Raw genomic sequence first — 25,279 nt, forward strand, 5'->3', positions numbered from 1 at the left:
CGCAGCATTCGGCTCGCGCCCATCGCGCGAGCCGAACTCATTGCGACAGCACCGGGTAGTCCTGGAGCACGGCTTCTCGAATCCAGCCTGCCTGGATTGCACGCGACAGGATCTGCGCCGTCTTGATGTCCTCGGCCTTCATGCAGAGATCGACGATGCGGCGCACGGCGTCGTCGCGCATCAGATCGTCGGAGATCTTCATCGCGATCTCCATGGCAGTGCGGGCTGCGCGCTCATAACGCTCGCGCGTCGGCGCCGAAGCGTCGGCGGCTTCGGCGATCGCCCGCGCAGCCTGGCAGATGTTGCGAATCCGGTCGGCGGCTTCGATGTCGCCGAGCGGCGCCCCGATCGGCTCGTCCCAGATGTCTGCCGGCTTTCGCCTCGCGAACCAGTTCATTTGCTCCACCAATGGTCTTCGATTGCTCGCGCCGTTCAGGACATCCGGCGCGGGCCGATCGCCTCGAACTGCGCCTTCTGCTCGTCGTTCAGCGTGGCGTAGAAATCCTCGAGCGCCGCCCGCACCGACTTGATCCCGTCCAGCATCGTTTCGAGGCGCTTGCGGATCGCGGCCATGCGGGCCGGCGGCGTCATCACCTCATTGGGCTCGCAGGACGCCTTGAGCGAAGCGCTGACTTTGGCGCTGGTGTCCTGGAGCACCTGGAGCGCCGCGCGCTGGGTGTCGTTGGGTCGAAGTCTGTCCTCGATCGTGGCGCCGGGCCACTCGAACGCGGCGGACGGGCTGCAAGTCTGCACCGAGGATCCGCCCGCATTGTTCGATGCCGCGGCCCGACGCTGATCGTCGGCAAGCGCGTTGAAGCGCGCCTTCTGCTCGTCGTTGAGCGAACCATAGAACGTCTCGAGCGTCGGCTGGACCAGGTCGACGGCCTTCTGCATCGCCTCGACACGCTGCTGCATGGCGGCGAGCCGGCCGGGCGCCGTCGCTGCGGCCTGCGTCGGACAGGAGGTGCGGATCAGGGCTGCCGCGTCGACCGAGGCGTTGCCGAGCGCATCGAGAGCGGCGCCTTGTGCATCCGTCGGCTGCACCGCGGCTGCGATCTGATCGATCGGCAGGCTGACGATGGCGCGGCGGTCGCTGCCGCAAAGCTGATCGAGCGGCGCGCTGCGCGCCCGCCGCCGTCCTTGCGGCTGCTGCGGCACATAGGCCGACAGGCGATCATAGCCGTAGGGGCCGAAAATGCCGGCATAGATGTCCGGATAGCCGTAGCCCCAGAAGCCGAGCCCGTCGCCCCAGATCGTGTAATCGTAGAGGTCGTTGTAGGCGAACGGCCAGAACAGCGGCCCGACCCAGCCATAGCCGCCACCCGGGTGTTGCCACCATCCGCTGCTTGCACCGCTCCAGCCGGCGAGCGCGGCCGCCGCGGCGATCTGCGCGCGGGCGGCCGGATTGCTGATCAGCCGGCCGTTGCGGAATGCGCCGGCGTTCCAGGCGTTGCGGAAGTTCGCCGGCCGTATCGCGGCATTGCGGATCTGACCGAAATTGGGGCCGCCGCGCCGGGCAGCGGTGGTGAACCGGATGGCGCGATGATGCCCGCCATGCGCATGCCCGCCGCCGTGTCCACGGACATGGCCGCCGTGACCGCCGCCGCGCCCGCCGCCATGCCCACCTCCATGGCCACCTCCATGTCCGCCCTTCGCCACCGCCGCACCCGCCAGCATGCAGGCAAAGGCGATTGCGGCAATTCCAACGACCGGTCGCACCATCGCACCCTCCCGCGCGCAGCCCTGCCATTGAGGCATCGGAACTTGGCGGGAATTGGAACCGACAGGATTGCCGAAAGTTCCCAATTCGGAGCGCGCGGCCTTACGCCTCCGGCACGATCTTGCCGGGATTGAAGATGTTGAGCGGGTCGAGCGCCTGCTTCAGCGCGCGCATCGCATCGAGCGCCTCGGGGCCGAGCTCGGCCTCGAGATATTTCTGCTTGCCCTGGCCGATGCCGTGCTCGCCGGTGCAGGTGCCGTCCATCGCCTGCGCGCGCTCGACCAAGCGGTGCATGAACTCCTCGCCGCGCGCCATCTCGTCGGCGTCGTTGGTGTCGCACACCAGCGAGCAGTGGAAATTGCCGTCGCCGACATGGCCGACGATCGGCGACAGCAGATTGAGACGCTTGAGATCCTCCTCGGTCTCGCCGACGCAGTCGGCGAGCCGCGAGATCGGCACGCAGACGTCGGTCGCGACCACGCCGATGCTGTCGCCGGGCCGCAGCGCCTTCACCGACCAATAGGCGTCGTGCCGCGCCTGCCACAGCTTGGTGCGGTCCTCCGGCTTGGTGGTCCAGGAGAAATCGCCGCCACCGCACTCTTTTGCGATCTCGCCAAAGGCCTTGGACTGCTCGGCGACCTCGATCTCGCTGCCGTGGAATTCCATCAGAAGCAGCGGCGTCTCCGGCAGCGTCAGCTTGGAATAGGCGTTGCAGGCCTTCACCTGCGCGGCATTGAGCAGCTCGATGCGCGCCACGGGAATGCCGGTCTGGATCGCCAGGATCACGGCCTGACAGGCGCCGTGGACGGTCTCGAACGACACCGCGCCGGCCGCGATCGTCTCGGGGATGCCACGCAGGCGGATGGTCAATTCCGAGATGATGCCGAGCGTGCCTTCGGCGCCGACGAACAGATGCGTGAGGTCGTAGCCCGCCGACGATTTCTTGGCGCGCGTGCCCGTGGTGATGATCTCGCCGTCGCCGCGCACCACTTTCAGCGCCAGCACGCTGTCGCGCATGGTGCCGTAGCGCACCGCATTGGTGCCGGAAGCGCGGGTCGAGGCCATGCCGCCGAGCGAGGCATCCGCGCCGGGATCGATCGGGAAGAACAGGCCCTGGTCGCGCAGATGCTCGTTCAGCGCCTTGCGGGTGACGCCGGGCTGGATCACGCAGTCGAGGTCCTCGGCATGCACCGCGAGCACCTTGTTCATGTCGCGCAGGTCGATCGAGATACCGCCGGCGGGCGCATTGACCTGGCCCTCCAGCGAGGTGCCGGTGCCGAAGGCAATGACGGGGACGCGATGTTTCGCGCAGATCCGCACCACGTCCTGGATGTCGGCGGTCTCCTGCGCCATCACCACGCCGTCCGGCGGCTGGTTGGGAAGCCAGGTGGTGGTATGGCCGTGCTGCTCGCGCACCGCCTGCGAGGTGATGAGGCGGTTGCCGAAGCGTGCGGCAAGCTGCTCCAGCGCGCTTGCGAGGGCTTTCGGCTCCGGCCGCGGCGGATTATTGGTGATGGTGGTGCCCACGGACATTCCTCCCGACAGAAGAACCGTGGCAAAGGACATTAAACCGGTCAAGTCAAGCGACCGGACGCATAGCTTGGGAAGGACACATGCCGGAGACCGCCGCCACAGCGCCCGATGCGGAGCCGTTCCGCTCCTCGATCATGCAGATCGAGCCGCAATGGATCGACTATAACGGCCATCTCAACATGGCCTATTACAACGTGATGTTCGACCGGGCGATCGACGAGTTCTGGCTCGAGCTCGGGATTGGCCCGGTCTACAAGAAAGAGCGCCACGGCTCGACCTTCACCGCCGAGTGCCACGTCCGGTATCTGCGCGAGATCCATCTCGGCGATCCCGTGCAGATCCTGGTGTGGCTGCTGGACGCCGACGACAAGCGGCTGCACACATTCGAGGAGATGCGGCACGGCACCGAGGGCTGGCTGTCGGCGACGTCCGAGAACATGTCGCTGCACATGGACATGAAGGCGCGGCGCGTCGCGCCGTTTGCGCCTGATATCCAGCAGCGCATTGCCGGCGTCGCCAAGTCCCACAGCGCCTTGACGCGGCCCGAGGGCATCGGCCGGAGCGTGGCGATGCCCTCGAAGAAATAGCAGTCCGGATGCGGCGGACGCTTGTGTTCACCTCTCCCCGTCGGGGAGAGGTTGGATTGCGCAGCAATCCGGGTGAGGGGCCGCAGCACTCACTGAGACCTGTAACCCCTCACCCGGATCGCATCTGTCGATGCGATCCGACCTCTCCCTACGGGAGAGGTGGACACGCTGCGCTATATCCTGGTGCTGCGGCCGCGGGCGAGGCCGACGACGGCCGAGACCAGGAACAGAACGACTGCGATGAAGAAGATGATCTTGGCGATCTCGATCGAAGCGCCGGCGACGCCGCCGAAGCCCAGGATGCCGGCGATCAGTGCGATAACCAGAAACGTCACAACCCAGCCTAGCATGGTCAAACCCTCGTCTTGATGTTGTCTGCGATCGACGCGGCTGGCCGCGCCACCTGTCCTGACAATCTCGACGCGGGAACGATAGTTCCGGCCCTGGCGGCAGCGAAATTCGCTGGGTCAGCTGGAACAAATCGGCCTGCCGCGCACGTGGAAAACCCTCACCCGGCGCCCCATATAGGCACCAATCCCTGTTAAGAAGGCTCCCTTCCACCACCCCGCGGTGCCATCGTGGGGCCGATGATTCGCATGACCGAGCCGAGCAAGATCACATCCGTACCCGACCACCAGCCCGCAGCCGGCGGCATCGCCGCGCGTGCGCGCGCCTCGGTGGGCCCGAAATACCTCGCCGGGCTCAATCCGGAGCAGCGCGAGGCGGTGGAGACGCTGGACGGCCCGGTCCTCGTGCTGGCCGGCGCCGGCACCGGCAAGACCCGCGTCCTGACCACGCGGATCGCCCACATCCTGAGCCAGGGCCGCGCCCGCCCCGCCGAGATCCTGTCGGTGACCTTCACCAACAAGGCCGCGCGCGAGATGAAGCACCGGCTCGGCCAGATGCTCGGCCACGCCGTCGAGGGCATGCCGTGGCTCGGCACCTTCCACTCCATCGGCGGCCGCATCCTGCGCATCCATGCCGAACTGGCGCAGCTCAAGTCGAACTTCACCGTGCTCGACGTCGACGATCAGGTCCGGCTGCTCAAGCAGTTGCTCCAGGCCGAGAACATCGACGAGAAGCGCTGGCCGGCGCGCATGCTGGCGGGCTTGATCGACGGCTGGAAGAACCGCGGCCTGAGCCCCGCGCAGGTGCCGTCGGGCGAGGCCGCGATGTTCGCCAACGGCAAGGGCGGCAAGCTCTATGCGAGCTACCAGGAGCGGCTGAAGATCCTGAACGCGGCCGATTTCGGCGATCTCTTGCTGGAGAACATCCGCATCTTCCGCGAGCACCCTGACATCCTCAGGCAATACCAGCAGCGCTTCAAGTTCATCCTGGTCGACGAGTACCAGGACACGAACGTCGCGCAATATCTGTGGCTGCGGCTGTTGTCGCAGGCGCCGTCTTCCAACTCGTCATTGCCGGGCTTGACCCGGCAATCCATCGATTCTTCGGAAGATGGATCACCGGGTCTCGACGCTTCGCGTCGGCCCGGTGATGACGACAATAATGATGTTGCGCTGCCCGCCGCGAACGAGAAGCCCCACGTCAAAAACATCTGCTGCGTCGGTGACGACGACCAGTCGATCTATGGCTGGCGCGGCGCCGAGGTCGATAACATCCTGCGCTTCGAGCACGATTTCCCCGGCGCCAAGGTCATCCGCCTCGAGCGCAACTACCGCTCGACCGGCCACATCCTCGCCGCCGCCTCGCACCTGATCGCGCACAATGAAGGCCGGCTCGGCAAGACGTTGCGCACCGAGGATCAGGACGGCGAGAAGGTCACCGTCACCGGCTCCTGGGATTCGGAAGAGGAAGCGCGCGGCATTGGCGAGGAGATCGAGCAGCTGCAGCGCCAGGGCGAGAAGCTCAACGAGATCGCCATTCTCGTGCGCGCCTCCTACCAGATGCGCGAGTTCGAAGACCGCTTCGTCACGCTCGGCCTACCCTATCGCGTCATCGGCGGCCCGCGCTTCTACGAGCGCGCCGAAATCCGCGACGCGCTGGCCTATTTGCGCGTCATCAATTCGCCGGCCGACGATCTCGCCTTCGAGCGTATCGTCAATACGCCGAAGCGCGGGCTTGGCGACGCCACCGTGCAGATGCTGCACGACCACGCCCGCAAGCGCCGCATCCCCCTGTTCGAGGCGGCCCGCGCCGTGGTCGAGACCGACGAGCTGAAGCCGAAGGCGCGCGGCTCGCTGCGCGATCTCGTCGCCCAGTTCGACCGCTGGCGCGCCCAGCGCGAGGTCACCGCGCACACCGATCTCGCCCAGATCGTGCTCGACGAGAGCGGCTATACCGAGATGTGGCAGAAGGACCGCTCGGCGGACGCCGCGGGCCGGCTGGAGAACCTGAAAGAGCTGGTGCGCTCGATGGAGGAGTTCGAGAACCTGCAGGGGTTCTTGGAGCACATCTCGCTGGTGATGGACCGCGAGGGTGGCGCCGAGGACGACGCGGTGTCGCTGATGACGCTGCATTCGGCCAAGGGCCTCGAGTTCGACAACGTGTTCCTGCCTGGCTGGGAGGAAGGCCTGTTCCCGAGCCAGCGCACCCTGGACGAACAGGGCCGCGCCGGGTTGGAAGAAGAGCGCCGGCTCGGCCATGTCGGCCTGACCCGCGCCCGCCGCCGCGCAAAGATCTATTTCGCGACCAACCGGCGGATCCACGGCACCTGGTCGACCACGATCCCGTCGCGCTTCCTGGACGAATTGCCGGCGGCCAATGTCGAGATCACGGAATCCAAGGGCGGATCGGCCTGGGGCGGTACCGGCGGCTACGGCGCCTCGCGCTTCGACGACATGGAGGCGTTCGGCTCCAGCTATTCGACCCCGGGCTGGCAGCGCGCGCAGGCGAACCGCAATCGCGGCGGCGGCAGAAGCGGCGGCTTCGAGGAAGAGGCCGCGACATTCTCGACCGCCTCGTCATCCGGCCCCGATTTCGGCAGCTTCTCCTCGCGCCGCCGCGGACCGCTGACCATCGAAGGCGAGCTGGTCGCCAAATCGACCGGAACGACGTCGGAATTCTCGCTGGAAGACCGCGTCTTCCACCAGAAATTCGGCTATGGCCGCGTCACCAAGATCGACGGCAACAAGCTCACCATCGCCTTCGAAAAGGCCGGCGAGAAGAAGGTCGTGGACAGTTTCGTACAAAGGGCGTGAGGCCCGATATGGCTCAGTACGTTGCCATCATCGAGAACGCCGACCCGGACTCTGTCAGCTTGTGGTTTCCCGACCTGCCCGGTTGCATTTCCGGCGGCGACGATCTCGAGGAGGCGCTGGAGAATGCGCCCGAGGCGGTGGCGTTCTTTGCGGAGGAACTGAGCGCGGACGGCCGCCAGCTTCCCCCGCCGCGGACGCTGGACGAGCTCAAGGCCGATCCGGAGTTTGCTGAGGATCTCGGGAAACACACGGCCGTCCTGATCGAATGGCCTCCCGTTGACGAGGCTATGGAGTGAGGACTGTTCGCCGCACTGGCGCAACTCTCGACAGTTCTCGCCCGAACGCCCCTTGACCAGTGCGAACTTCCCCGTATCAGATAAACCCATGGTCCGGGGCTCCATCACATTGATCGTGCTTGCATTGGGGATGCCGTCGCTTGCGGCGGCGGAGACCATGAGCTTTGGCGATTCGATCGGCAAGCTGGCGGCGAGCTGCGGGGCGGAAATCGTCGCCAATTGCCGCGGCGTCAACCCGGATTCGAACCGGCTGAAGGAATGCCTGTCGCGCAATCGCGACGTGCTCTCGCCGCAATGCGCGAACGACTATCTCGGCGTGTTCGACGCCATCCAGAAGCGCGTCGCCGCGCGTGTCACGGTGGCGAACGCCTGCCAGCGCGAGATCGTCAAGGTCTGCGGCGGCTCGACCAAGGAAACCAGCAAGTCGGTCCCGTGCCTGGTCTCGACGTCGAAGGGCATCAGCAACAACTGCCTGAAGGCGGTCGACGACGCGGGGTACCGCTGATGCGCGCGAACGGGCTCGCCACCGCAGGACTGGGCTTCGCGCTGGGCCTCGCTTTGCTCGCGGGCCCCGCCGGCGCGCAGACGGCGGCGCCGACCCGTGACGACATCGTCGGCAAGCTGAACCATTTCGAAGAGGCCGCCGAGCTCGACCTGCCCGCGCTGAAGCAGCAGGTGATGGAGCGTGCCAAGACCAGGATCAAGAACGATCCGGGCCCGGTGAACCGGCCGCTGATCGCGCCTGATCTCGCCAGGCTGCCGGCCTTCAATGCGCAGATCCAGTTCGACGCCGACACGCCGATCATCCAGCCGTCCTCCTACCAGACTGTCGGCCGCATTGCGGACGCGCTGGTTCATGCCTCGCTGCTGCCCTACACCTTCCTGATCGTCGGCCACGTCGAATCCAATTCGAAGACGCGCGAGGCCAATGCGATCCTGAGCCAGCGCCGGGCCGATGCGATCCGCGACGTGCTGGTGAACACCTTCAAGATCTCGACCAAGCGGCTGCATCCGATCGGCCTCGGCGAGGAGCAATTCCTCGACCGGGCCAAGCCGACCTCGGCCGTCAACGGCCAATTGCAGATCCTGACTTATGCCAAGCTGCCGGAGGAGCCGCGTCCGGCGACGCCAGCGCCTGCGGCGAAAAAGCCCGCCAAGAAGCGCTGAACGAGGGCGGCTCCGCGACTGACGGAACCCCTTGAAGTGCGGACTATTTTGCAGCCTGTCCCAGGCGCGCTCAGACGGTTTCACGCGACAAAAGTGCCGGTTTGTGCACCGCTCGGTCCAGTGCTATAGCCTCTGTTCGCCCTTCCCGACCCCGTGCTGCATGAGACCGAAATGGGTGGCTTTTTCCAGCGCCAACTTGCCGTTTATGTCGAGTACCATCGCGATCCCCGGAACACGGCGATGCATGTGGTCGGCATCCTGCTGCTGTTCACCGGCGCCGTGCTGCCGCTGACGCTGGTCAAGCTTCCGCTGTTCGGTTTCAACGTCAGCCTGGCGGTGATCCTGGCCCTGCCGGTCTTGATTTACTGGCTGCTGCTCGATGCGGCGCTCGGGCTCGGCATTCTGGCCGTCTCCGCCGTGCTGTTTTCGGTTGCGACGACCATTGCGGCGCAAGTCAGCACCGCGACGATGTGGGCGATTTTCGCCGCGCTGGTGGTGCTCGGCCTCGCCGCACAGACCATCGGCCACAAGGTTTTTGAGGGGCGCGAGGCCTCGTTGTTCACGTTTCCCTCGCATCTTTTGCTTGGACCCATGTTCGTCATGGCAAAATTATTCATTGCCTTGGGCTTCCGTCGCGACCTTGCCGCGATTCTGGCGCCTCTTCCGGCCAATTCTCTTTCAACCCGATAACGCTCGAAGCAAACAGCAACCTTCTGCATGGCTCTCGTCCTGGTTACCGGTGGCAGTGGCTTCATCGGACATCACCTCGTAGAAGCGCTCCGCGCCCGTGGGCAGCGGGTCCGCGTTCTCGATGTCCGTGCGCCGGCCTCGGCGAACGCGGACGTCGAGCACGTCCTCGGCTCGGTGCTGGACTGTGCCGCGGTCGATGCGGCGATCGCCGGCGTCGATCAGGTCTATCACCTCGCCGGCCTGCCCGGCATGTGGGTGGCCAACAAGCAGGACTTCCACGAGGTCAATTGCCGCGGCACCGAAATCGTGCTCGCGGCGGCGATGAAGCGCGGCGTCTCGCGCTTCCTGCACTGCTCGACCGAATCGATCCTGTTCCCCTATTCAGATCTGAAGGGCGTTCCCGCCGAAGAGGCGCTGCAGCCGGCAGAGGCGATGCCCGGCGCCTATACGCGGTCGAAATCGCTCGCCGAGCATCATGCCGCCAAGGCCGCGGCCGAGGGCTTTCCGCTGGTGATCGGCACGCCGACCATGCCGATCGGCGCCGCCGACCACAATCTGACACCGCCGACCGCGATGCTCTGGTACTTCCTGCAGAAGAAGGTACAGCCGCATCTCAACTTCCTGGTCAACCTGGTCGACGTCCGCGACGTCGCCATGGGCCTCGTGCTGACCATGGAACGCGGCCGCCTCGGGCAGCGCTACATCCTCGGCGGCGACTGCGTTCCGCTCGGCGACATCCTGCGCATGATGTCGGCGATGAGCGGTCGTCGGCAATTTCCCGTCGTCGTACCCGGCAAGATCGCCGAGCTCTCCGCGATCATGCTCGAATACATCGCCGACCACATCACGCGCCGGCCGCCCAACGGCACCGCCGAGGGCGTGCGGATCGCGCTCGCCGCGAGCGACCTTTCGATCGGCAAGGCCCGTAACGAGCTCGGCTATTCGCCGCGTCCGATCGAGCCGGTCTTGCGCGAAACGATCACCCACCTGCTCGCCCGCAACGGCCAGCAGCCCTCCGGCGCTCTCAAGCACCACGCGCTGTCCTCGCGCGCGAGCTGAAGCCCCCGCCCAACGCAAAGAACCTTCATGTCTTTCGATTTCAGCAAGCTTCTCTCTGTCGCCTGGGGTGGCTGGACCACGACCTGGCCGACGCAACTGCTCGCCCTGATCTGGCTCGCTTTTCTGGCCAGCTGGGTCGGCGCCTCGTTCTGGCAGGGGCAGACCAAGAAGCAGGTGATGACGCTGGAGTCGCAGCGCTATCGCTTGCCGATCCTGGTCGGCGGCATCCTGTACACGCCGTTCATTGCGGAAGCCATGGGCTGGAAGCCGCTTTGGGTGCTCGGCAACACCGGCATCATCATCGCCGCGATCCTCTCCATCGCCGGCATCGCTTTCGCATGGTGGGGGCGGCTGCATCTCGGAAAATTCTGGTCCAACACCATCACCCACAAGGAAGACCACCGCGTCGTCGACACCGGTCCCTACGGCATCGTCCGTCACCCGATCTACACCGGCCTGATCTTCGGCATGCTGGTGACCGGCGTTGCGATCGGCCTGGTGACGACGATCCTCGGCGCGATCCTGATCTCGCTCGGGATGTGGCAGAAGGGCCGGATGGAAGAGGTGTTCCTCTCGAAGGAGCTCGGTGAGGACGCTTATGGCGCCTATTGCCGCCGCGTTCCGATGATCATTCCGTTCACGTCGCCGCGGTGAGGGCGTCACTTTCGTGTCACGGACGCGCTGCGCTGCGTCCGGGGCACGAGTGCACGATCTGACTCCCCAAGGAACCACCGCACCGCTGGTCCGTTAGCCCTCGACATCTCCACAAGCTGCAGAGCATCGAGCCATGTCGGACGCCTACGATTATTTTCGCGCACACGCGATCGCCGCCGTCCGCAAGGCGCGGGCGCTGCCGCCCGGGCGGACGAAGCAGAAGCAGCGCACGGTGGCGCGGGTCTATCATCTCTTGTCCCGGGAAGCGGCGCTGGCGCCGAACATCCGGCACCTGGACGATTTTCGCGCGGCACGGCGGCTGGAGCGGCAGATCGGTCGTTGATCTCCGGGGCCAGCGCCGCGATTGTCCCATGCAAATTCGATCGGCTGCCATTCCACGGGAATAGGCCCCTGCGGTGCGCCGCACAGGTTGACGTCTGCCCCGTCAGCCAGTTGGATGCGCGCGCAACCGGGGGCCTCTCATGACGTTTTCCAGCATCTTCGCGCAGTTCGTCGCGTTCATCGGCGGCATCGCGCTGCAATGGCGCAAGATGACGGGCACCGAGCCCGCGCCGGCCTGGGGCGAGAAGCCCGCCATTCCCGAGGCCAAGCCGCAAGGCGCGATCCCGACCTTGAAGATGCCGACCGCGCGCGGCTGGCGCGACGGCGAGAAGCCGATCGCTGCGCCCGGGCTCGAGGTCAATGCGTTCGCGACCGGCCTCGACCATCCGCGCTGGATCGAGGTGCTGCCCAACGGCGACGTGCTGATCGCGGAAGCGACGCAGATCGCGGGCGCGCCGCGCAGCGTGTTCCACTATGCGATGCAGGCGACGATGCGACGCGCCGCGGCGCTCGGCGTCTCCGCCAACCGCATCACGCTGCTGCGCGACAAGAACGGCGACGGCGTTGCGGAGGTTCGCGGCGCCTTCATGGAGAACCTCAACCAGCCGTTCGGCATGGCGCTGGTCGGCAACACTTTCTACGTCGGCAACACCGACGGCGTGATGGCCTTTCCTTACGTTGCCGACGCCGATCGCATCACCGCGCCGGGCCAGCGGCTCACGACGTTCAAGCCCGCCGGCCACTGGACGCGCAGCCTGCTCGCCAGCCCCGACGGCAAGAAGCTCTATGCCGGCGTCGGCTCGCTCAGCAACATCGCCGAGATGGGCATGGAGGTCGAGCAAGGCCGCGCCGCGGTCTACGAGCTCGATCTCGCTGCCGGCACGCATCGCATTTTCGGCGCCGGCCTGCGCAATCCGGTCGGCCTTGCCTGGGAGCCGACGACAGGCGTGCTCTGGACCGTCGTCAACGAGCGCGACGGCCTCGGCGACGAGACGCCGCCGGACTACCTCACCTCGGTGCGCGACGGCGGCTTCTACGGCTGGCCCTATTGCTACTGGGGCAAGACGGTGGACGACCGCGTGCCGCAGGACCCGGCGATGGTCGCCAAGGCGATTCAACCGGACTACGCGCTTGGCGGCCACACCGCCTCGCTCGGCCTGTGCTGGATGCCCGTAGGCACCCTGCCCGGCTTCGGCGACGGCATGGTGATCGGCCAGCACGGTTCGTGGAATCGCAGCAAGCTGTCCGGCTACAAGCTGGTGTTCATCCCGTTCGCGAACGGCAAGCCCTCCGGCCCCTCGCGCGACATCCTGTCGGGCTTCCTGTCGCCGGACGAGAAGGAATCCTACGGCCGTCCGGTCGGCGTCGCGATCGGTCCCGACAAGAAATCGCTGCTGATGGCCGACGACGTCGGCAACGTGATCTGGCGCGTGACGGGGGCGTAGGGGATCACGTCCCGACGCAGAGCGTGGCGCGCTGCTTGCGCAGCAGTGCGATCACCGACAGTGCCGTGATCAGGCCAGTCTTGGGATTTTCGGACGGGATGTTCTCGATGCCCATCGAGAACCGTGCCGAATCCGCCTCGACCTCGATGCGGTGAACGTTGCGCGTCACGGTCGGATCGGCCCAGACCTGAATCCGGGTGCGATCGGGTCCGATGCCCGCCAGCGACAACGCAACGGCGACGTTGACGTTGGCCGGAAAGCCCTTTGCGGCTTCGCGCGCGCTGCCCTCGAACAGTTTCAGCGGCTCGCGCAGATTGTCGATGTCGATGTTGTTCTGGACGATGAACGGCGCACCCTTCAAGCCGTCGATCGGCTTGCGCGTCACCATCTTCACCGAATGGATGGTGCCGATTGCGGCGGCGTTGACGGCATCGAGGCCGATCAGGGCGCCGGTCGGCACCAGGATGCGGCCGCCATTGGCGCGGGCGAGATCGACGAGATCGAAATTGTCGAGCAGGCCGCCGACGCTGACCACGACCGCGGCCTTGCCGCGCCTCACCGCCGGCTCGACGATCGCACGCAGCTGGCTGCTCGGCGCGCACTCGACCACGATGTCGGCAGCATCGCCAAGCTGGTCGAGCGGCAGGATCTTCGGCGGGCGGCGCAAGCCGTCGATGAAGGCTTGATGCTTGGCGGGATCCCGCACGGCCACGGCGGCGAGCGACAGACCCTCGATGCCCTGATCGAGCGCGGTTGCAATCTTGGTGCCGATCGAGCCCAGCCCGGCAATGGCCACCCGCAATTCGCCCGAAGCCTTCTGATCCGTCATCGCACCCTACTTTCTCGCTGGACCGATGTCATACCGCATCGTTTTCTGTATAAGCCAGCCTGAATTGGTCCGGTTGGCCAGGTCGCGGGACGCGTTTCGGGCCGGGCCTGTTCTACCGACGCAATTCGCCGATTTCCTCCGACGGAGCTTTCCCATGCGCACCCATTCGATCGCAGCCATTCCTGCCGACGGTATCGGCCCCGAGGTAATCTCGGCCGGTGTCCGCGTGCTGGAGGCGCTGGCCAAGCGCAGCGGCGACCTCGCCTTCAACGTCAAGACGTTCGACTGGGGCTCGGATTACTACAAGAAGCACGGCGTGATGATGCCGGCGGACGGCCTCAGCGAGCTGAAGAAGTTCGACGCGATCTATTTCGGCGCGGTCGGCGCCCCCGATGTGCCCGACCACATCACGCTGTGGGGCCTGCGCCTGCCGATCTGCCAGGGGTTTGACCAATACGCCAATGTGCGGCCGACCAAGATTCTGCCGGGCGTCGCCTCGCCGCTGCGCAATGTCGGGGTCGGCGATCTCGACTGGGTGATCGTGCGCGAGAATTCGGAAGGCGAGTATGCCGGCATGGGCGGCCGCGCCCACAGAGGCCTGCCGGAGGAGGTCGGCACCGAAGTGGCGGTGTTCACCCGTGTCGGCGTCACCCGCATCATGCGCTATGCATTCCAGCTCGCGCAGTCGCGCCCGCGCAAATTCCTGACCGTGGTGACCAAGTCGAACGCGCAGCGCCACGGCATGGTGATGTGGGACGAGATCGCGGCCGAGGTCGCCGGCGAATTCCCCGGCGTGACCTGGGACAAGATGCTGGTCGATGCCATGACGGTGCGGATGACGCTGCATCCGAAGAGCCTCGACACCATCGTCGCGACCAATCTCCACGCCGACATCCTCTCCGACCTCGCCGGCGCGCTGGCGGGAAGCCTCGGCGTCGCGCCGACCGGCAACATCGATCCGCAGCGCCGCTTCCCCTCGATGTTCGAGCCGATCCACGGCTCGGCTTTCGATATCACCGGCAAGGGCATCGCCAACCCGGTCGCGACGTTCTGGACCGGCGCGCAGATGCTCGAGCATCTCGGCGAGAAGGATGCCGCCTCGAGGCTGATGGCCGCCGTCGAGCGCGTCTGCGCCGCGGGCGTGCTGACGCCGGATGTCGGGGGCAAGGCGACGACGAAGGAAGTCACGGACGCCGTGATCGACGCGATCCACGGATCGAACGTGTAGCACGCCGCGTGAGGCGTGGCCGATCAGACGGACACCACGGCGACAGGAGCGTCGACATTGGAATATTCCTCGGGCCCCGAACGCTTCGGCCTGTCCGTGCCAGAAGGACTGTCGTGGACCAGCCCCGACCTCACCGCACGCCGTAACCTGCGAACTCGTCGCCGACCTTGGCTTCGATGAGTCTTGCAGCCGAGACGTCGCGGTCGCCGGCCTTGTCGCCCTGACCAAGCTTGGCCAGTCCTCGCCCATAGAGCGCGCTGGCCAGATTTGGCTTCAAGCGCAACGCCGAGTCGTAGTCATCGATGGCCGCGGCGAATTGCCCCATCTTCAGATGGATCAGCGCGCGTGAATCGTGGGTCGCGGCATCAGCCGCTCCGAGCTGAAGCGCAATGTCGCAATCGCCCAGCCCGGCTTGCAGATCGCCGACGACCGCTCGGGCCCAGCACCGGCCGCTTCTCGCCAACCTCAAATTCGGATCGAGGCGGATTGCCTCGTCGAAATCCTGCAAGGCACGATCGTACTGCTTCAGCTTCAGGTGGGTGATCGCGCGATTGGCGAAGGCGTTGGCGTAGCCTGGGTTGAGCCGAATTGCCTCCCCGAAGGCTTCGATCGCTCGGTCGTAGGCGCCCATCTTCAAATAGGCAACGCCGCGATTATTCACCGGCTTGACATAGTCGGGCGTGATTCCAATGGCGCGATCGAAGTCGCTGATGGCGCGATCGTACTCCGCGGTCGTCATGTAAGCGTTGCCGCGATTGTTGTAAGCCACGGCCAGCGCGCTCGGCTTGGCATCACCCGAATCGATCAGCGCCGTACAGCCGGCGATCCGGACCTTGGGCGGGGTGCGCTCTGCGCCGTTGCATTGCTCGATGGTCTTGAGCTGGCTGCTGTTCTGCAGTTGCTGGGCGGCCGCCGGCGAACCGGCCGCCAGCAGGGCGAGAATGGGTGCTACGCGGCCGATGAACACGGCCCTCATGGTCGTCTCCGTGTCCGGGCTTCAGCATCCTCGGCAGATGTTCAATCTCGGAGCGCTCTCCCGTCCCTGCGGACGCACCGTGGCGTCCGGATGCTTCTTGAGCACCTTGGCCTTGCCCTCCTCGATGAGGGTCGCGAACTTCACCGAACCGTCCTCCAGAACTTCGACGTGCGGCGTGGTGCCACGGATTCCCATTGTTGCCACGGGAGTATCGACCTTCATGTCGCCGGTCTTGGCGACCTGGCCGGCTACGAATGTTGCGGTTCCTCTCGCCAGGCTGAAAAACGCCGCGTTGGACTTGCCGGCGGGTTCATAGACATACTCGTCCATGGTCATGCGAGCATTGCTCGACAAATTGAACGACGACCCGTCGTTGAAATTGATGCTGACCCGGCTGTCTGCTTCGGTTCGCACGATGTCGCGGAGATAAACGACGTCGCCGACCTTGGCTTGAGCGGCACGATCGGGAAGGTTCACCTGCACGAGGGCCGCACCCGGGTGCTCGATCGTAACCGTGCCCGTCACCGTGACCACTTTCCCGATCGCACTTGGCGCCGCGTCCTGAAGGACTGGTTTCACGGGATTCATCTGAGCTTGCGCGGGCGCGACAAGACTCGCGGATGCACAAACGAAAACAGTCATCAAAGCTGCGATCGTATGCCTGCACATGACCCGCTCCTTCCGAGAAGATCTTTTATGCTGATCGCTCGACCAGGACCCGTATGGGTCCCACCCGAGCCCGCAAGCCGCACATCGTCAAGCATCGACGGTGCGATCGGTCCTGAGGCCAACTCTCCGGCGAGACGCTTTTGGGACTTCGACTGTAGCTCCAGGCCCCTTGCGTCGCCACCAAAGTAAGCTAGAGTTCGTGCAGCCTAACGGTCAACTTATTGAGAAGCAAATTGCGGTCATGTCGGGACGCCGGTGTCTCGTGTGAACCTTTCGGTGCCTTGGAAATACCTATAGAGATCGCCTTTTTTATCCGTCGTCTTCGGCGTGCAGGCCTGGATTTGCCAACGCCAAAACCTGTTTCAATGGCGTAGGCAAGACCGAACAAGAAGACTGCAGCATCGCGCCGAACCCGAAGAATTCGGGATGCGAGGCCATAGTCATGTCAGTTGCGTACCAGGTTGGCCCCCAAGACGGGGGCGTCACGAATTTTCCTATTCAGATCATTGGCTTGGTCGAAACGGCGGTTGGTTGCGTCACCCTCACCCGCGATGGCGACCGGGCGATCAAGGTCAATGCCGGCGACCTTGTCTGTCGTCATGACGTGATAGAAACCGCGGCGGATTCACGGGCCGGAATCCGTCTTCTCGACGACACCCTGTTCAATATCTTCAGCCAGGCCCGCGTCGAGCTCCGCGAACTCGCTTCGGAGTCCCCCGCTTGCTCGCGTTCGACCGCCGTCGCAGTCACTAGCGGACGCTTTGCGTTCATGGCTGGACGGCAGGCGAATGGCGGAGCCCTCACGGTCGACACCCCCTTCGGCAGCGTTCGTGGCCACGCCCACTCGAGGGGTTTCGGAATCCTGACGGTTGCGGCGTTGACCTTTTCGATGGTGGAGGACGCGAAAGCCGCAGACCCGGATGCCCCCCTCGTGGATGATGACACGATCACCTACAAGGACCTGCAGCACGGGGCTTTCGAGCTGATCACCAAGGAGCCTGTGCCGCGGCATATTGTCGTCGAAGATCCCGGCGAGACCATCGTCCTGAAGAGGATCGGCTCGTCGATCAGCGTCAGCCAGGTTGCGAACAGTGCCGCTCGCATGGATGAGTTGCGAGACGCCCAGCAGGACGTGCTCGCCAATCTCACGCGAGGTCCGACGGGATCCAGCACGCCCTTCTTCAGCAATCCGCTTTCATTTCAGCACATCAACTTCACGACGAATAGCTCGACTACGCCCTTCAATCAGCTGGCACCGCTGCCGGTGTTCGACCTCCCCCTGATCGTCCTGCCGCCGCCAACCCTGAATCTCCCGGCCGCCCCTGTCGAAATCGACACCCTCACGTTCGATGAGTTCACGGCGTCCAGCGGCACCTTCTCCGCCACAAGTCCAATCAATGCGGCGCTGACTTACGGGCTCAGTGGCGGGACGGCAGGAAGCACGATCCTGAACGGATTGACATATGACATTTCTCAGGCTGGCCCCTATGGCACCCTCTATCTCAACAGTGCATCCGGCGCTTACACGTTCGTTCCCGACGGCGCCGCCATCAATGCTCTGTCGTCGCCGACGATCACGAGCTTCATCGTCACGGTTTCGGGCGGCGGATCTTCGGCCAGCCAAGCCTTCAACATCGCCATCCTCGGCGTCAACGACACGGCTGCTATCTCGGGCGACGCCAGCGGCACGGTGACGGAGGCTGGCGGCGTCGCCAATGCAGCTCCGGGCTCGCCGACAGCGAGCGGCACGCTCACCAGTGTGGATGTCGACAACCCGCCCAATACCTTCACGGCGGTCAGCTCGCCGACCCGAAGCACGGGCGGCTACGGCCACTTCACGATGACCACCGGCGGCGTCTGGACCTACACGCTCGATGACAGCAACGCCGCGGTACAGGCCTTGAACGTCGGCGAGACCCTCACCGATACCCTGACCGTGACCAGCATCGACGGCACTCCCAAGGTCATTACCATCACGATCCAGGGCAGCAACGACGCAGCCATCATCTCCGGCACCACGATCGGTTCGGTCGTCGAGGCGGGCAGCACGTCGCCCGGCACGCCGAACGCGACGGGAACGCTTGCCGCCGCAGATGCGGATAGTCCAGCCAACACTTTCCTGGCTGTCGTCTCGCCGGTTGCAAGTGCGCAAGGCTACGGCAGCTTCACGGTAACTTCGGCCGGCGTGTGGATCTATACGCTCGACAACAGCAATACTTCAGTCAAGGCGCTCAATGAAGGCGACACGCTGACTGACAGTTTCACGGTGAGCACGGTCGACGGTACGGTGCAGGTGGTGACGATCACCATCGCCGGCAGCAATGATGCAGCGATCATCTCCGGAACGACGGCCGGCTCGGTGACCGAGGCCGGAGGCGTGGCCAATGGCACGCCGGGCGCGCAAACTGCGAGCGGCACGCTCACCGATGTCGATCCTGACAATACGTCAAATGCATTCACGGCTGTCGGCACGCCGACGACGAGCGCGGGCGGCTTCGGCAGTTTCACGATGACGGCGCTGGGCACCTGGACCTACACGCTCGATGACAGCAACGGCACCGTGCAGGCCCTCAATGTCGGCGATACCCTGATCGATCAGTTCACCGTAACGACCATCGACGGTACGCCGCAGGTGGTGACAATTACAATCAACGGCAGCAACGACGCCGCCGTCATTTCCGGAACAAAATCGGGTTCGGTGCTCGAAGCCGGTAACATCTCCTCCGGCACGCCGGTCGCGACCGGCACGCTCGCCGATACCGACGTCGACAACCCGGCCAACACCTTCATGGCGGTCGTCTCGCCGGTTGCAAGCACCCAAGGTTACGGCAGCTTCACGGTAACTTCGGCCGGCGTGTGGACCTATGCGCTCGACAACGGCAATACCTCGGTCAACGCGCTCAATGAGGGCGACACGCTGACCGACAGCTTCACGGTGCGCACGGCCGACGGCACGGCGCAGCTGGTGACGATCACCATCGCCGGCAGCAATGACGCAGCGACCATCTCCGGAACGACGGCCGGCTCGGTGACCGAGGCCGGAGGCGTGGCCAATGGCACGCCGGGCACGCAAACTGCGAGCGGCACGCTCACCGATCTCGATCCTGACAATACTCCAAATGCATTCACGGCGGTGAGCACGCCGACGACGAGCGCGGGCGGCTTCGGCAGCTTCACGATGACGGCGCTGGGCACCTGGACCTACACGCTCGATGACAGCAACGGCACCGTGCAGGCTCTCAATGTCGGCGATACCCTGATCGATCAATTCACCGTAACGACCGTCGACGGTACGCCGCAGGTGGTGACAATTACAATCAACGGCAGCAACGACGCCGCCGTCATTTCCGGAACAAAATCGGGTTCGGTGCTCGAAGCCGGTGGCATTACCTCCGGCACGCCGGTCGCGACCGGCACGCTCGCCGATACCGACGTCGACAACCCGGCCAATACCTTCACGGCAGTGACCTCGCCCACGGCGAGCGACGGCGGCTATGGCACCTTCACGATGACCGCAGCCGGAGTGTGGACGTATACGCTCGACAACAACAACAGCGTCGTGGACGCGCTCGATGTCGGCGAATCCCTCTCCGACCACTTCACGGTGACGACCATCGATGGCACCACACAAGAGGTGACGATCGTCATCCACGGCGCCAGCGACGCTGACCCCAACGACTTCGACAATCTGGCAACAGGAGCCACTGTCGTATCCGATCCTCCGTTTGTCTACGGCACTCCCGGACACGACAGCATTGCCGGCGGCGGCGCCGTTCCCCAAACCGTCTACGGGGGCGCCGGCGAGGACACCCTGAACGGCACCGGCGTGAACGACACCATCTACGGCGGATCTGGCAACGATACGATCAAGGGCAATAATGGAGCGGACGTCATCTACGGCGGCTCCGGCCGCGACGACATCGACGGCAGCAACGACGACGATACCATCATCGGTGGCCTGGGTGCGGATCAGCTCACCGGCGGCAATGGCGATGATGTGTTCGTTTATCTGTCAACTGCGGATTCCAGTTTCGGCCGGTCCGATACGATCAACGATTTCAATTCGGGTACCGACCGGATCGATTTGACGGCTCTCGGCGCGCTCGGATTCGTGATCTTGGCATTGAGCTCGGCAAGCACGTCCGTGCCGCCCTACACCATCGCCTGGATTTACGACGGTTCGGCCAACGAAACCATCGTGTATGTCAATCCGACGGACGAAACGCTCCAGATCGGCGATTCCCGCCTTTTGGAAGTTCATCTCCAGGGTGTCGCAACCGTCGAGGCGTCCGATTTCATCGTCGACCAGACCGCAGCATCGGTTTTAACCGCGAGCGAGGCTATCAATCCGGCCGCAGCGATGCCGGATGACACGGTTCTCGTCGCAGCCAGCAGCACCGACGGCTCCGCCGAAATGGGGGATAGCACCGGCCTTCTTTGGACCGACGAAGGTTCGACCGCAACCTATGCAAGCTTTTCATTCAATGATCGAGACTGGAGCAAGCACGGCGATACGACTGCCTCTTCCACACCGAGCGACATTGCAACGCAATCCACGCTCCAGGAGCCGCTGGCGGCCGTGCGGTCGATGGACGGCTTCCGATTTGTCTTCGAACAGACTGTGACCAGCGACAGCATTCACCCGACCGGTATCAGCGCGGGCGGCACGGCGCAGGAGAGCCATGCCACCCTGCACATCCCTTCGAAGATGCCGGATGCACTCGTGACCAACCAACATCTTGATGAGGGCAAGGCCGTGGAGGCTCATGGCCATTCAAGCACGAACAAGGCGCTTGATGCTGGCCCGCAGAAAGCTGTCGAGAATCACGGCGGCGCTCCGTCGCTTCCCGTTCAGGCCAGCCAAGTCAATCATGCTTCGTCCGAGGTCGCCGACAAGCCTCATTCTCAACCGCAATCTGCGGCAGATACCGCAACCGGCTCACACGGGAAATCACCGGCAAATCCGCACGAGCTGAACGATTCCTTCCATTTCGTGAACCCCGCGATCGAGAAATCACACGCCACATTCTCGATCGACCTCCCCGAGCCGCGCGATCATAGCGAGCACGGGCCAATGGCCAGCGAACATGGCCGCGCCGCGCCGCCCGCCGACGTTTGGCAATTGAACGACGATGCTCCGATCGTGGGGGCTTCAGGCGGCCCGCACGCGATGCACGAGCTCTTGGTGTGACCTGACCTGCTGAAAGAAGCGAACCGCGGACCATCGCGGATCGTCTTTACATGAAGCGCCTGCAAGCAGGCCGGGCGTTCCTTCTCAGCGACCCATCAGACCGCCGTCGCCTTACTTCCGCCCCGCCGGCGGCGGCGTCGCCATCGCGGCCGTCGGTTCTGGCGGTGTCAGATGGCGGGGGACGATGATGGTCTGGCCCGGCGTCAGTTGCGCGTTCTCGGGCAGCGAGTTGCTCTGCGCGAGTGTCCACAGCGGCACGCGGTTGGCTGCGGCGATACTCTCCATGGTGTCGCCGCGGCGCACCGGCACCCGCACCCCACTGTCCCACAATTCGACCAGCGTATCCGCCGGCACCAGATAGCGCAGCGGCACGGCATCGGCCTGGGTCTGCGGCGGAATGCGTGGCAGCAGCGTCACCATCTCGACGATCTGACGATGGATATCGTCGGACTTCTCGATGTTGATGTGGGTGACGCGCGCGTTTTCCTTGAGGTCGTAGCTCGCATAATGGCCGCGATAGCCGGGCACGGCGACGACGTCGCCGCCGCCGAGCACGCTGTCGGACAGGAAGATGTTGATGAAGCGCTCGACGTTGAGGGGGACATCGCCGGTCGCATGCGCGGGATCGATGGCGATGACGAGGCTGATCGGGATGTTCTCCTTGGCGGCCATCTCGGAGATGACGATCGAGCACAGTCCGCCCATGGAATGGCCGATCAGCACGATCGGCGCCGCCTTCTCCTTGTAGCTGGCTATGGCGCGGTTGCCGATCAGCCGGCAGATGGTGAATTCATAGACATCAGCCGATAAGCCGGCCTGCGTCAGCTTCTCGGCGAGCCGATCCATGCCGGTCGAGAAGATCGGCCCCATGGCGCCGCGAAACAGGTAGACCTTCGGCGGCGGCAATGGCTCGAACGGCGGAGGCGGCGGCGCAACGGGGGTTGCGGGTGCGGCGGTGGTGGACTTGGACTTCGGCGGGGAAGCCGCGGCCACGCCGCTGCTCCAGGCCAGCAGCACGATTGCTGCCAGCGCAACTAGTCGCCTCGAATGAATCATCAGTCCAGCAGTCCCACCACGGAGGCAGGGGCCTCCTCTGACCGGCTTAGTGACCACCGATTGGGTGGATTTTGGGGCATTGGAACCGAGGCGCGACGCACCGCCGCGCGCATCAAGGCTCCCCGACCAGGTGGGACCGCTGTCGGACCGTCATTGTCTGCTCTTGAGCCGGCTACGATGCGCGGCCTGCTTGGCGCGGTTGCCGCAGATCGCCATGGTGCACCATCGCCGCGCGCGCCTTCGGGTGTGATCGGCAAACAGCATCGTGCAGTTATGGCCCTCGCACGCCTTCACGTCGGAGAAGTCCTCCTCGCAGACGAACTTCGCCATGGCTTCGCCGACCGGCAGCAACAGAGCCTCCGGTGATCGCCATCGCCGTTTCCTTCGTAGCGCGAAGACGCCGCCCTCGTCCTGCCTGGGCTCGATCCGGCTGAACGCTTCGTCGCGCTCCAGCAAGCCGTTCAACGGACCGAGCTCGTGGAGCGCCTTTGCTGTCAGCGGCCGGCCCGCATGCTCCAGAACAAATCCCCTGAACCACTCACGCAAGTCGCGGGCCTGATCGGCGACCTTGTCGAGCTCACCCGGCCTTGCGCGCGCCTTCAGCGCATTCAGCTCCTCCGCCGGCACCAGCTTCGCCTGCGCCAGCCAATCGATCAGGCCATCGCCATCGTCGATCCAGTCGACAGGCGTATCGACCGGTGTGGCGACCGAGTTGAGGAAATCGAGGCCGAGCGAGTCGGCGATGAACATCGCGGGCGGTCTGACCATAGCGGGTCCTTGGCCTGCCTGGAAAAGGCAAACCAAGAGTAACCATTAAAATGCCTATTGACAAGTTACTAAACGCGCTCGTAACCTCTTAATTGACAATTAAACGGTTATTTCACCTGGAGAAGGCCATGACCCCGACCAACTACCGCACCGCAGACGTCGATGGATTCAAGGTGTTCTATCGCGAGGCCGGTCCCAGGGGTGCGCCGAAGCTGTTGCTGCTGCACGGCTTCCCCAGCGCCGGCCACATGTTCCGCGATCTGATCCCGTTGCTTGCCGACAAATTCCACATCGTCGCGCCGGACCTGCCCGGCTTCGGTCAGTCGGATATGCCGCCGCGCGAAAGCTTCCGCTACACCTTCGCTAACGTCGCGCAGGTGATCGAACGATTCATCGAAGTGATCGGCTTCGATCGCTTCGCGATCTATGTCTTCGACTACGGCGCGCCGACCGGCTTCCGGCTCGCGCTGCGTCACCCCGAACGGATCACCGCGATCATCTCGCAGAATGGCAACGCCTATGAGGACGGCCTCAGCGACGGCTGGACTCCGATCAAGGCCTATTGGCACGATCCCTCGCCCGCCAACCGCGAGGCGCTGCGCGCCTTCCTCACGCCGGAGGCGACGCGCTGGCAGTACACTCATGGCGTCCCCGATCCGGCGACCGTGTCGCCGGACGGACAGAACCTCGACAATTTCTATCTGGCGCGTCCAGGCTCCGACGACGTGCAGCTCGACCTGTTCGGCGACTACAGGAGCAACGTCGCGCTCTATCCGTCATTCCAGGAGTATTTCCGCAAGCACAAGCCGCCGTTCCTGGCGGTCTGGGGCAAGAACGATCCGTTCTTCATTCCGCCCGGCGCCGAAGCGTTCAAGCGCGATAATCCCAATGCGGTCGTGCAGTTCTTCGACACCGGCCATTTCGCGCTGGAGACGCATGCGCGGGAGATCGCAGCGAGCATCCGCGCGTTCTTGACGTAGCCTCGCGCAGGGAAGCTCAGTTCCTCGCCGGAGCCGCCGCCGCCGCGCGCGCGGGCCGCGGTGTGGCGGGCTCGGCAACGGGGGCCGCCGGGGCGCGCGAGCGCATGATCGCGGCGTCGATCTCGGCGATGACGCGGCGCTGGATCGCCTCGTTCTTGTCGATCGAGATGTGGCCGACGCCGGTGCCGCGGACATCGACATTGTCGAGCTTGCCGCGAAGCCCGGCCGCCGCCCGCACCGGCTCGCCGGGTCCGTCGCCGATATAGATGTTGATGTAGCGATCCGCGCCGGTCGAGAGCTTGGTCTTGAACACGGAATCGAGGCCGATCGCGAGCTTCACGGGCACGCCGAGCTGATTGAGCTTGGCGATCATGTCTGGCAATGCGGTCGCACCGGAGGAATGGCCGACCAGGATGATGGTCTTGAGCCGGCCGGCCTTGTAGGCGGTCGCCGCTTCATCGGCGAGCGAGGACCAGGACACGAAATTGGCGACGGTCACCGGAATGCCCTGCGCCTGGAGGCGGGCGCCGATCGTGTCGAGACCGAGCGAGAAGATGTTGAGCACGCCGCGCAGCAGATAGACGTGTGTGGTCGCCGCCGCGGCCTGGCTCGGCGCGGCTTTGGCGGTGGTCGGGCTGATGGCAACAGCTGACAGCAGGAGCAGACCCATCGCCCACGCACGGAGGGCGGACAACTGGCTGGCGCCGGCGGTGTGACGGCCGTTCGGTCTCATCGATCTTTTCCCTGGAGACAATACGCTTCGCGATTGGCCGGAATCGTAGCCACGGCGCGCTCGCAGACGCAACAAAGAGCCGCGTGAACGCCAATCTTAGCAGTAAGCCGTGACCATCGCGCAACACTTGCCCGGAACATGCCACCGAAGCGCCTGTTTTGAGACCATTTTTCTCCGGGGAATTGCGGAGAGACA

At 64.8% G+C, this 25,279-nt stretch carries 23 protein-coding genes; 13 read left to right on the plus strand and 10 right to left on the minus strand.

What is annotated here, in order from left to right; translation table 11 throughout:
- Positions 1–37: 37 nt before the first annotated feature.
- The 3 genes from BDOA9_RS32195 to BDOA9_RS32205 all read right to left on the minus strand — a co-directional run bounded on the left by BDOA9_RS32195 (position 38) and on the right by BDOA9_RS32205 (position 3,247).
- On the minus strand, positions 38–397 hold the full coding sequence (locus tag BDOA9_RS32195; protein WP_025038069.1) for a hypothetical protein: 360 nt from the start codon (positions 395–397) through the stop codon (positions 38–40).
- Between the two features lie 35 nt (positions 398–432).
- On the minus strand, positions 433–1,722 hold the full coding sequence (locus BDOA9_RS39930; protein WP_025038070.1) for a Spy/CpxP family protein refolding chaperone: 1,290 nt from the start codon (positions 1,720–1,722) through the stop codon (positions 433–435).
- Positions 1,723–1,822: 100 nt separating this feature from the next.
- Positions 1,823–3,247 carry an FAD-binding oxidoreductase gene (locus BDOA9_RS32205; RefSeq protein ID WP_025038071.1) on the minus strand — a complete coding sequence of 475 codons (1,425 nt, stop codon included), beginning with the start codon at positions 3,245–3,247 and terminating at the stop codon, positions 1,823–1,825.
- 86 nt (positions 3,248–3,333) lie between these two features.
- On the opposite strand from BDOA9_RS32205, the gene BDOA9_RS32210 reads away from it, so the two are divergent.
- Positions 3,334–3,840, plus strand: a complete 507-nt coding sequence (locus tag BDOA9_RS32210) for a thioesterase family protein (protein WP_025038072.1) — start codon at positions 3,334–3,336, stop codon at positions 3,838–3,840.
- 173 nt (positions 3,841–4,013) lie between these two features.
- Here the strand turns inward: BDOA9_RS32210 and BDOA9_RS32215 are convergent, their stop codons facing one another.
- Positions 4,014–4,190 carry a DUF1328 domain-containing protein gene (locus BDOA9_RS32215; RefSeq protein WP_025038073.1) on the minus strand — a complete coding sequence of 59 codons (177 nt, stop codon included), beginning with the start codon at positions 4,188–4,190 and terminating at the stop codon, positions 4,014–4,016.
- 237 nt (positions 4,191–4,427) lie between these two features.
- Between BDOA9_RS32215 and BDOA9_RS32220 the strand changes: the two genes are divergently transcribed.
- From BDOA9_RS32220 to BDOA9_RS32260, 9 genes are all read left to right on the plus strand, one after another.
- On the plus strand, positions 4,428–7,001 hold the full coding sequence (locus BDOA9_RS32220) for an ATP-dependent helicase (protein WP_025038074.1): 2,574 nt from the start codon (positions 4,428–4,430) through the stop codon (positions 6,999–7,001).
- Between the two features lie 8 nt (positions 7,002–7,009).
- The gene (locus BDOA9_RS32225) at positions 7,010–7,297 is read left to right on the plus strand and encodes a type II toxin-antitoxin system HicB family antitoxin (RefSeq protein WP_025038075.1); all 288 of its coding nucleotides are present in this window, start codon (positions 7,010–7,012) and stop codon (positions 7,295–7,297) included.
- Between the two features lie 88 nt (positions 7,298–7,385).
- A complete protein-coding gene (locus BDOA9_RS32230; protein ID WP_025038076.1) occupies positions 7,386–7,802 on the plus strand; it encodes a hypothetical protein in 417 nt (138 codons plus the stop codon).
- Positions 7,802–8,464, plus strand: a complete 663-nt coding sequence (locus BDOA9_RS32235) for an OmpA family protein (protein ID WP_025038077.1) — start codon at positions 7,802–7,804, stop codon at positions 8,462–8,464. Before BDOA9_RS32230 ends, BDOA9_RS32235 begins: the two co-directional genes overlap by 1 nt.
- A gap of 171 nt (positions 8,465–8,635) precedes the next feature.
- Positions 8,636–9,154 carry an Mpo1 family 2-hydroxy fatty acid dioxygenase gene (locus BDOA9_RS32240; protein WP_025038078.1) on the plus strand — a complete coding sequence of 173 codons (519 nt, stop codon included), beginning with the start codon at positions 8,636–8,638 and terminating at the stop codon, positions 9,152–9,154.
- A gap of 27 nt (positions 9,155–9,181) precedes the next feature.
- Positions 9,182–10,213, plus strand: coding sequence for an NAD-dependent epimerase/dehydratase family protein (locus BDOA9_RS32245; RefSeq protein WP_025038079.1), 1,032 nt, complete (start codon positions 9,182–9,184; stop codon positions 10,211–10,213).
- Positions 10,214–10,240: 27 nt separating this feature from the next.
- Positions 10,241–10,867, plus strand: coding sequence for a methyltransferase family protein (locus BDOA9_RS32250; protein ID WP_025038080.1), 627 nt, complete (start codon positions 10,241–10,243; stop codon positions 10,865–10,867).
- 133 nt (positions 10,868–11,000) lie between these two features.
- Positions 11,001–11,210, plus strand: a complete 210-nt coding sequence (locus BDOA9_RS32255; RefSeq protein ID WP_025038081.1) for a hypothetical protein — start codon at positions 11,001–11,003, stop codon at positions 11,208–11,210.
- 139 nt (positions 11,211–11,349) lie between these two features.
- Positions 11,350–12,654, plus strand: coding sequence for a PQQ-dependent sugar dehydrogenase (locus BDOA9_RS32260; protein WP_025038082.1), 1,305 nt, complete (start codon positions 11,350–11,352; stop codon positions 12,652–12,654).
- 4 nt (positions 12,655–12,658) lie between these two features.
- Here the strand turns inward: BDOA9_RS32260 and BDOA9_RS32265 are convergent, their stop codons facing one another.
- Positions 12,659–13,483, minus strand: coding sequence for an aspartate dehydrogenase (locus BDOA9_RS32265; protein ID WP_025038083.1), 825 nt, complete (start codon positions 13,481–13,483; stop codon positions 12,659–12,661).
- A gap of 154 nt (positions 13,484–13,637) precedes the next feature.
- Between BDOA9_RS32265 and BDOA9_RS32270 the strand changes: the two genes are divergently transcribed.
- Positions 13,638–14,711 (plus strand): tartrate dehydrogenase, encoded by a 1,074-nt coding sequence (locus tag BDOA9_RS32270; protein ID WP_025038084.1) that lies wholly within the window; start codon positions 13,638–13,640, stop codon positions 14,709–14,711.
- A 130-nt stretch (positions 14,712–14,841) separates the two neighbouring features.
- Here the strand turns inward: BDOA9_RS32270 and BDOA9_RS32275 are convergent, their stop codons facing one another.
- A complete protein-coding gene (locus tag BDOA9_RS32275; RefSeq protein WP_025038085.1) occupies positions 14,842–15,687 on the minus strand; it encodes a tetratricopeptide repeat protein in 846 nt (281 codons plus the stop codon).
- Between the two features lie 21 nt (positions 15,688–15,708).
- Complete coding sequence (locus BDOA9_RS32280) at positions 15,709–16,329, minus strand: FecR family protein (RefSeq protein WP_244521560.1); 621 nt, start codon at positions 16,327–16,329, stop codon at positions 15,709–15,711.
- Positions 16,330–16,798: 469 nt separating this feature from the next.
- Here BDOA9_RS32280 and BDOA9_RS32285 point away from each other — a divergent pair, with 469 nt between their 5' ends.
- Positions 16,799–21,547: a VCBS domain-containing protein gene (locus tag BDOA9_RS32285; protein ID WP_082847897.1), complete on the plus strand. Its 4,749-nt coding sequence runs from the start codon at positions 16,799–16,801 to the stop codon at positions 21,545–21,547.
- 111 nt (positions 21,548–21,658) lie between these two features.
- Here BDOA9_RS32285 and BDOA9_RS32290 read toward each other — a convergent pair whose 3' ends face one another.
- Positions 21,659–22,603 carry a LysM peptidoglycan-binding domain-containing protein gene (locus BDOA9_RS32290; protein WP_025038088.1) on the minus strand — a complete coding sequence of 315 codons (945 nt, stop codon included), beginning with the start codon at positions 22,601–22,603 and terminating at the stop codon, positions 21,659–21,661.
- A 150-nt stretch (positions 22,604–22,753) separates the two neighbouring features.
- Positions 22,754–23,371: a CGNR zinc finger domain-containing protein gene (locus BDOA9_RS32295; RefSeq protein WP_025038089.1), complete on the minus strand. Its 618-nt coding sequence runs from the start codon at positions 23,369–23,371 to the stop codon at positions 22,754–22,756.
- Positions 23,372–23,499: 128 nt separating this feature from the next.
- On the opposite strand from BDOA9_RS32295, the gene BDOA9_RS32300 reads away from it, so the two are divergent.
- Positions 23,500–24,351 carry an alpha/beta fold hydrolase gene (locus tag BDOA9_RS32300; RefSeq protein ID WP_025038090.1) on the plus strand — a complete coding sequence of 284 codons (852 nt, stop codon included), beginning with the start codon at positions 23,500–23,502 and terminating at the stop codon, positions 24,349–24,351.
- A 16-nt stretch (positions 24,352–24,367) separates the two neighbouring features.
- On the opposite strand, the gene BDOA9_RS32305 is transcribed toward BDOA9_RS32300, so the two are convergent.
- Positions 24,368–25,084, minus strand: coding sequence for a hypothetical protein (locus BDOA9_RS32305; RefSeq protein WP_025038091.1), 717 nt, complete (start codon positions 25,082–25,084; stop codon positions 24,368–24,370).
- Positions 25,085–25,279 lie beyond the last annotated feature (195 nt).

It is taken from the genome of Bradyrhizobium sp. DOA9, assembly GCF_000617845.2.
Lineage (GTDB): Bacteria > Pseudomonadota > Alphaproteobacteria > Rhizobiales > Xanthobacteraceae > Bradyrhizobium.